The organism is Microbacterium sp. (assembly GCF_026393345.1).
Classification (GTDB): domain Bacteria; phylum Actinomycetota; class Actinomycetes; order Actinomycetales; family Microbacteriaceae; genus Microbacterium.
In genome coordinates, this window is sequence record NZ_JAPLAI010000004.1 from 19402 (window position 1) to 27182 (window position 7781).

Here is a 7781-nt window from a genome sequence, read left to right on the forward strand (position 1 = left end):
TGCGGCCCTCGCCTGGGCGTACGTGGGTGCGGCGATCGCCGTGGGCCTTCTCTTCTTCCTCGTCACAGTGCTGCTCGAGCGGCTCACGGCGAGGCGCAGCTCGAGCTGACCGCCCGGTCCGCCCGACACCCCGCGCACCACCCGAACGAAAGGAACCACATGCGACACAGCAACAGGCGCATCTTCACGGCTGCGACCGCGCTCACCGCGGCGGCGCTCGCCCTCACGGCCTGCTCCGGCACGTCCTCGGACTCCGGCGACAGCGCTTCGGGCGACTTCGAGCCGCTCACCGAGATCAAGCTGCAGCTGCAGTGGCTGCCGCAGGCGCAGTTCGCCGGCTACTATGCGGCGCTGGAGAACGGGTACTTCGAAGAGGAAGGGTTCGACGACGTCGAGATCCTCCCGTCCGGCGGCGACATCGTGCCGCAGGACGCCCTCGCCGCCGGCGACGTCGACTTCGCCGTCGCGTGGGTGCCGAAGGTGCTCGGCACGATCGAGTCCAGCGGCGTCGAGCTCACCGACATCGCGCAGGTGTTCCAGACCTCGGGCACGACGCAGGTGTCGTGGGCGGACTCCGGGATCTCGTCGGTCGCCGACTTCGAGGACAAGCGGATCGGATCCTGGGGATTCGGCAACGAGTGGGAGATCTTCGCGGCCATGGCCGCCGAGGACCTCGACGCGAGCTCGGTGTCGATCACCACGCAGGACTTCTCGATGAATGCCCTCCTCGACGGCGACGTCGACGCGGCTCAGGCGATGACCTACAACGAGCTGGCCATGGTGCTCGAGACGGTGAACCCGGCCACGGGCGAGCTGTACACGATGGACGACCTCAACGTCATCAGCTACGAGGACACCGAGGGGGCGATGCTGCAGGACGCCATCTGGGCCGACACCCAGCGGCTCGATGAGGACCCGGCCTACGCGGACGCCGCCGTACGGTTCCTCAAGGCGGTCACCAAGGGATGGCTGTTCGCCCGCGACAACCCCGAGGACGCCGCATCCCTGGTCTGGGACGTCGCCTCCACGGCCGAGCTCGCCTTCCCGGTGGGTCCGGTGCACCAGCTGTGGCAGATGAACGAGGTCAACAAGCTCATCTGGACCGGTGACAGCTTCGGCCTCGTCGACCAGGCAGCATGGGACAAGACGGTCGCCGGTGCACTGGCGGCGGTCAACCAGGACGGCCAGAACCTCATCACGGCCGACCCGCCCGCATCCGCGTTCTCGAACGAGTACATGCAGAAGGCGCTGGACGAGCTGGCCGATGAGGACGTGGACGTCTCCGGCGGCTACACCCCGATCGAGGTGGCCCTCACCGAGGGCGGCCAGTGACCCTCGCCTGACCGCGAGCCGGCGTCTGGGCCCCGAGACCCTGGGTTTTCCCCACGGTTTCGGGGCCTAGAAGCGGTTTCGGCGTCAGGCTTCGACGGCGGGGTCGGCGGGCAGCAGCGGGCGGTGCTCGTAGAAGGTCTGCAGCACGACCGTGGTGCGGGTGCTGACGGATGCGGCCTGCCGGATGTCCCGGATGAGTTCCTCCAGCGCCCGCGGCGTCGCCACGCGCACGAAGAGGATGTAGCTGGCCTCACCCGCGACCGAGTGGCATGCCTCGATCGCGTCGAGGTGGGCGAGACGCTCGGGAGCGTCGTCGGCCTGGGCGGGATCGAGCGGAGTGATCTCCACGAGGGCGGCCAGCGGTTTTCCCACGGCCTCCGGGTCGACGATCGCGCGATATCCGGTGATGACCCCGCGGCTCTCCAGCTTCCGCAGCCGCGACTGCACCGCCGACACCGACAGCCCCGCCGCCCGCGACAGCTGGGCGAGGGTGGCGCGGCCGTCGCCGGCGACAACACGGACGATCGCCGCATCCGCCGCATCGTCGATGTGGGGGCCGTCGGTCATGCCCTCACGGTAGCAGCGGTGCGGGTTCGGCCTCGGCGGGCGGCAGCTCGGGGGGTCTGGGCCGCGCGCGAACCTCGCGGAGGTCCGGCCGCGCACCCACGTGGGACCGCGGGCGGGATCACCGCGCACTGAGATGGTGCGCGCTCGAGCGGCCAACAGCAATACTTCCTGCTAATCTCGCCACATACCGACAATCTTCCTGACAGGGAGGACCGCATGCCCGCTCTTCTCGCCGTGGACTCCCCCGTGGAGACGGATGCGGCCTGGCTCGCCCTGAAGGACGCCGTCACCGCCATGCAGCCGTTGCAGGCGACCGACGGCTCGCTCCCGAATGCCGCCGACCACACCCGCGCCGCCGCGCTCATCGACACGATCACCGCATCCGTCGCCGCGCTCGCCCCGCGCTTCCCGCACGACGCCGCCTACCTCGACGCACTCGTCGTCGACCTGCGCCGCTGGCAGCACGGCGGCTTCGGCGTCCCCGACTTCCTCGATGCGCTGACCGCGTTCCAGCCGCAGCAGGACCGCATCGACGGTCTCCGCCACCTCGTCGTGTTCCCGATGTACACGCAGAACGGCTCCCCGGACCGCCACCTGGAGGCCGTCCTCGTCGAGGTCATCTGGCCCGAGTTCATCGCGCGGCTCGAGACCGAGTACACCAACCGGCTGTTCGTCTCGCTGCGGCTGATCGACTTCACCTCCGGCTACGACACGAACTCGGCGGTCCTCTTCCCGGAGACCGTCGCCATGCGCGAGGTGCCGACCTTCACCTGGGGCGCGATCTTCCAGGACCGTGAGGCCGCGCGTTACCGTCGCGTCGTCGAGGCCGCAGCCGAGATCACGAAGCTCGAGCTGCCAGACCGCGCGCGCCGCATGCTCGAGGACCAGGCCCTCGCGGAGCGCGCCTTCGTCATGTGGGATCTCATCCACGACCGCAGCCACATGCGCGGCGATCTGCCGTTCGACCCGTTCATGATCAAGCAACGGATGCCGTACTTCCTCTACTCGTTGGAGGAGCTGCGCTGCGACCTCACCGCGTTCCGCGAGTGCGTCACCATCGAGCGCCGGCTGCAGGCGCGCGTCGACGCGGGCGAGACCCTGGACGAGGCGGAGGCCGCGATGCTCGAGCACGCCGCGCTGGTGCAGGACGCCGTGCTGTTCGACCGCATCTTCCGCTTCGCCATCACGGGCTCGCGGGTGCGCAACTACGACGGACTCGGCGGTCAGCTGCTCTTCGCCTGGCTGCACCGGCGGGGCGTGCTGCACTGGACCGACACCCGCCTCACGATCGACTGGGCCGACGTACCGGATGCGGTGACCGCCCTGGGCGATGCGATCGATCGGCTCTACTGGGAGTCGATCGATCGGCCCAAGACCGCGCACTGGCTCGCGGCGTACGAGCTGGTTCGAGGCGTGCTGACCCCGCATCCGGCCTCGCGCTGGGCCCGCGGTCTCGACGACCATGTGCTCGCGGGCCCCCCGTCGGGGTTCACGAACGCCGTGCTCGACGACGAGTTCCCGCTGTCGATGTTCTTCGAGGCGCTGGAGAAGAAGATGCGTCCGGTGATCGCCTCGACCGCCGGTATCCGCGGCACCGACTGATCCCGGCGAATAGGCTGGATCGCGATGGACACTCTTCATGACGCCGCCGTGCGCGGATTCGCCAGTGACAACTACTCCGGTGTGCACCCCGAGGTGATCGCCGCGATCGCGGCCGCCAACGGGGGCCACCAGATCTCCTACGGCGAGGATGCGTACACCGAGCACCTGCAGCACGTGATCGCGGGGCACTTCGGAGACGGTGCGAAGGCGTTCCCGGTGTTCAACGGCACCGGTGCGAACGTCACCGCCCTGCTGTCGATGCTGCCGCGCTGGGGTGCGGTGATCGCCGCCTCGACCGCGCACATCAACGTGGATGAGGGGGGCGCCCCCGAGCACCAGGGCATCAAGCTGCTCACCGTCCCGACGGCCGATGGCAAGCTCACCCCCGAGCTCGTCGACCGCGAGGCCTGGGGCTGGGGCGACGAGCATCGCGCGCAGCCGCTGGTGGTCTCGATCACGCAGTCCACCGAACTCGGCACCCTCTACACGCCGGAGGAGATCCGCGCGCTCGCGGACCACGCCCACGGGCACGGGATGCGGCTGCACCTGGACGGCGCGCGCCTCTCCAATGCGGCGGCGGCCCTCGACCTGCCCCTTCGCGCGTTCACCCGCGATGCCGGCGTCGACGTGCTGAGCCTCGGCGGGACGAAGAACGGGGCGCTCGGCGCCGAGGCCATCGTCGTGCTCGACGCGGCCGCATCCACCGGACTGCCGTTCCTGCGCAAGGGCAACATGCAGCTGTCGTCGAAGATGCGGTTCGTGTCCGCGCAGCTGCTCGCCCTCTATGACGGCGACCTGTGGTTGCGCAACGCCCGCCACGCCAACGAGATGGCGCAGCGCCTGCGCACCGGCATCGAGGCGGGAGTCGCGGACGGCTCGATCCGCGGCGTCGCCTTCACACAGCAGACCCAGGTCAACGGCGTGTTCGCAACGCTTCGCGGCGACGTGGCCGACCGGCTGCGGCAGAGCTTCCGTTTCTACGACTGGGGTCCGGCCACCCCGGACGCCGCAGGGGGCGAGTCGGAGGCGTCCGGTGAAGTCGGCGTGGGCGCGGAACGCCGCGAGGTGCGGTGGATGTGCTCGTTCGACACCACCGAGGCCGACATCGACGCGTTCCTCGCCGCGATCGCGCGGGAGACCGCCGCCGCCTGAGTGCGCCCGCGGGGGCGAGGCAGCTCAGCGCAGCGCGCCGACGCTCGCAAGTCCCAGGCGCACGAGCGTTCCGCGCCCGCCTTCCATCTCTGCGGCGAGAGTGTCGGAGGCGGCCTCGGCCGGATCCATCCAGGTCAGCTCGAGCGCATCCTGGCGCGGCTCGCACGTCCCGGTCACCGGGACGACGAAGGCGAGCGACACGGCATGCTGGCGGTCGTCGTGGAAGGCGCTGACACCCGGGATCGGGAAGTACTCGGCGACCGTGAAGGGCGCCGGCTGCGGCGGCAGCAGCGGGAACGCCATCGGGCCGAGGTCGTTCTCCAGGTGCCGGAACAGTGCATCTCGCACCGTCTCGCCGTAGCGGACGCGCCCCGAGACGATGGTGCGGGTGATCTCGCCCATCGGCGTCGCGCGCAGGAGAATACCCACCTGGGTCACGTTCCCGAGCCCATCCGTCCGCACCGGCAGCGCCTCGACGTACAGCATGGGGATGCGGCGGCGGGCCTCGGCGAGTTCGACGTCGCTGAGCCACGCGGGGTTCGCGGCATCCGCCGGCAGCGACCCTCCCATCGACGTCTCGAACGCGTTCATCGCGTCGCGGCGCTCGTTGTCGCCAGACTCGTTGGGGTCGGGGTCGGGGGTGCGGACCGGCATGTGTCCTGTATACCCCACGCGTGTTGCGGAGACGTCACCGCGCCTGCGCGGGTCGGCGTCGGTGGCGGCTGACACAATGGAGGCATGGATTCGACTCCGGCTCTCGATGACGAGGTCGTTCTCTGGTCGGCACCGCTCGCCGAGCGCGCCGGCCGACCTCTGCTCGTGCTGCTGCACGGCTACGGCAGCGACGAACAGGATCTGTTCGGCCTCGTGCCGCACCTGCCGTCCGAGTACGTGGTCGCCTCCGTCCGCGCCTCCCTCGCACCCCCGTTCCCGAGTCCCGGGTTCGCCTGGTATCCGATCGAGGGCCTCGACGGCCGGTCGGCCGAGCGGGTGACGGATGCGGCGGCACGTGTGATCGAGTGGCTCGATGCCCGCACCGAGGCTGCCCGCATCGGTCTCCTCGGGTTCTCGCAGGGTGCGGCGGTCGCCATGCAGGCCCTCCGCCTCGACCCCGAGCGGTTCGCCTTCGGCATCAATCTCAGCGGCTATGTCACTCCCGGCGCGATGCCCGGAGACGCGGTCCTCGCGGAGCAGCGCAGTCTCCCGGTGTTCTGGGGGCGCGGGGCACGCGACGAGGTGATCCCGGAGCCGCTGGTGGCGCACAGCATCCAATGGCTGCCGGAGCACGTCGATCTCAGCGGGCGGGTGTACCCGGGGCTCGCGCACAGCGTGTCGGAGCAAGAGCTGCAGGACGTGCGCGTCTTCCTCGAGAAGCAGCTCCACCGCGACACCCCCACCCCGGAGGCCACCGCGTGAGATCTCCCCGTGCCCTCCGTGCCCAGATCTCCCGGAGCGCGCTCGAAGCCAACGCGATCGCGCTCGCCGGACCGGATGCCGTCGCCGATCTGCGGCGCGACGCGTACGGCCACGGCATCGCGATCGTCGCGGCGGCACTGAACGCCGCCGGGGTGCACCGCGCCGTGGTCGACGACCGCGACTCCGACACCCTCCGACACGCCGGGCTCACTCCCGCGGAAGGGGCCGCCACACTGGACCCTCGCGACCTGTTCGGTCTGCCGGGCGGAGGCGGGGAGCCGGTCATGCGGCTGGTGGGTTCGGTGCTCTCCCTGAAGCTGCTGCGGGCGGGTGAGGGCGTCTCGTACAACTACACGCACGTCGCCGCGCAGGACACGCGGATCGCGCTCGTCTCCGGCGGTTACGGGCAGGGTGTCGTGCGCGCCATCGGGAATCACGCCGACGTCGAGATCGCGGGGGTTCGGCATCCCATCGTCGGCCGGGTGGCGATGGATGTCTGCGTCGTCGACGTCGGCCACGCGCCGGTGCAGGCCGATGACGAGGTCGTGTACTTCGGCGGGGCGGGGCCCGCGGCCGGTGCGCTGGCGGAGTGGGAGCGCGTGACCGGGTTGCGCGGCGCCGAGATCGTCTGCGCCCTGGGTCTGCACGTCGCGCGGGAGGAGGCGGCATGACCGGTGCACGCCTGATCGTCGACCTCGGCCGCATCCTCGCGAACATCGACACCCTGCGGGAGCGGCTGACCCCCGCCGAGGTGATGCTGGTGGTCAAGAACGACGCGTACGGGCACGGCGTGGATGCGGTCGTCACCGCCGCGGCCCGGCACGGGGTGCGGTGGTTCGGGGCGTTCGACGTGCCGACTGGCCTCCGCACCCGCGCGGCGGCCGGCCCGGAGGCGCGGGTCTTCTCCTGGGCGACCGCCGCCCCCACCGAACTCGAATCGGCGATCCACGCCCGGCTCGACCTCGGCGTGGGCGACCCGCGATACCTTGAGGACGTCGCCGATGCCTCCGCCGGCCGCGGGGTGCGCGTACACCTGAAGATCGACACCGGGCTGCACCGCAACGGCGTCCGCCCCGAAGACTGGCGGGAGTTCACCGCGCGGGCCGCGGAGCTCGAGAGGGCCGGGCACATCCGCGTCGTCGGCGTGTGGAGTCACCTCGCCGAGACCAGCGAGGCCACCGACGACGACGCCCGCGACGAATACCTCCGCGCCGTGGAGGACGCCGAGGCGGTAGGCCTCACCCCCGAGGTGCGACACCTGGCGGCGAGCGCGGCGGCCTACGCCCGCTCCTCGTACCACTTCGACCTCGCCCGTTTCGGCGCGTTCGGGTACGGCATCCGTTCCGCCGGCGGCGAGGACCTGCCCGGCATCGTCGCCGCGGCCGCCCTGGTCGCCCCGGTGACCGCTGTCCGGCAGGGCGCCGTCGAGGTCGGCATCGGCGCGCTCGACGGACTGCCGTCGACGCTCGCGGGGCGGGTGGAGGTCGGCACGCCCGCGGGTGCGCGGCTCCTGCGCGCGGTGGACGACACCACCCTGACGGTCGACGCGTGGTCGGGCGCCGCGATCGGGGACGAGGTCGTGGTCTTCGGCCCGGGGAGCCACGGCGAGCCCTCCGCCACCACGCTCGCCGAGGCGATCGACACCGTCGGCGAGGAGATCCTCGTCCGGGTGTCCCCGCTGATCCCCCGCACCTACCTCACCCCCTGACACG

Annotated in this window: 8 protein-coding genes; 6 read left to right on the forward strand and 2 right to left on the reverse strand. The window is 71.1% G+C overall.

The window, feature by feature from the left end; translation table 11 throughout:
* Positions 1-159 precede the first annotated feature (159 nt).
* Entirely contained in the window at positions 160-1332 is a 1173-nt protein-coding gene (locus NT132_RS00380) for an ABC transporter substrate-binding protein (RefSeq protein ID WP_297783082.1), read from the forward strand.
* Positions 1333-1416: 84 nt separating this feature from the next.
* Here NT132_RS00380 and NT132_RS00385 read toward each other — a convergent pair whose 3' ends face one another.
* Positions 1417-1881 (reverse strand): Lrp/AsnC family transcriptional regulator, encoded by a 465-nt coding sequence (locus NT132_RS00385; protein ID WP_297783101.1) that lies wholly within the window; start codon positions 1879-1881, stop codon positions 1417-1419.
* A gap of 234 nt (positions 1882-2115) precedes the next feature.
* Here NT132_RS00385 and NT132_RS00390 point away from each other — a divergent pair, with 234 nt between their 5' ends.
* Positions 2116-3501 carry a DUF6421 family protein gene (locus tag NT132_RS00390; protein ID WP_297783085.1) on the forward strand — a complete coding sequence of 462 codons (1386 nt, stop codon included), beginning with the start codon at positions 2116-2118 and terminating at the stop codon, positions 3499-3501.
* Positions 3502-3525: 24 nt separating this feature from the next.
* Positions 3526-4653: a low specificity L-threonine aldolase gene (locus NT132_RS00395; protein WP_297783087.1), complete on the forward strand. Its 1128-nt coding sequence runs from the start codon at positions 3526-3528 to the stop codon at positions 4651-4653.
* Positions 4654-4677: 24 nt separating this feature from the next.
* On the opposite strand, the gene NT132_RS00400 is transcribed toward NT132_RS00395, so the two are convergent.
* Positions 4678-5307, reverse strand: coding sequence for an NUDIX hydrolase family protein (locus NT132_RS00400; RefSeq protein WP_297783090.1), 630 nt, complete (start codon positions 5305-5307; stop codon positions 4678-4680).
* Between the two features lie 84 nt (positions 5308-5391).
* Between NT132_RS00400 and NT132_RS00405 the strand changes: the two genes are divergently transcribed.
* Genes NT132_RS00405 through NT132_RS00415 form a run of 3 tightly spaced genes read left to right on the forward strand, consistent with a single transcriptional unit; the run spans position 5392 to position 7777 of the window.
* Positions 5392-6069: a dienelactone hydrolase family protein gene (locus NT132_RS00405; RefSeq protein WP_297783092.1), complete on the forward strand. Its 678-nt coding sequence runs from the start codon at positions 5392-5394 to the stop codon at positions 6067-6069.
* Positions 6066-6740 (forward strand): alanine racemase C-terminal domain-containing protein, encoded by a 675-nt coding sequence (locus NT132_RS00410; RefSeq protein WP_297783095.1) that lies wholly within the window; start codon positions 6066-6068, stop codon positions 6738-6740. The genes NT132_RS00405 and NT132_RS00410 overlap by 4 nt, the downstream gene beginning before the upstream one ends.
* Positions 6737-7777, forward strand: a complete 1041-nt coding sequence (locus NT132_RS00415) for an alanine racemase (protein ID WP_297783097.1) — start codon at positions 6737-6739, stop codon at positions 7775-7777. The genes NT132_RS00410 and NT132_RS00415 overlap by 4 nt, the downstream gene beginning before the upstream one ends.
* The last annotated feature ends 4 nt before the right edge of the window (positions 7778-7781 follow it).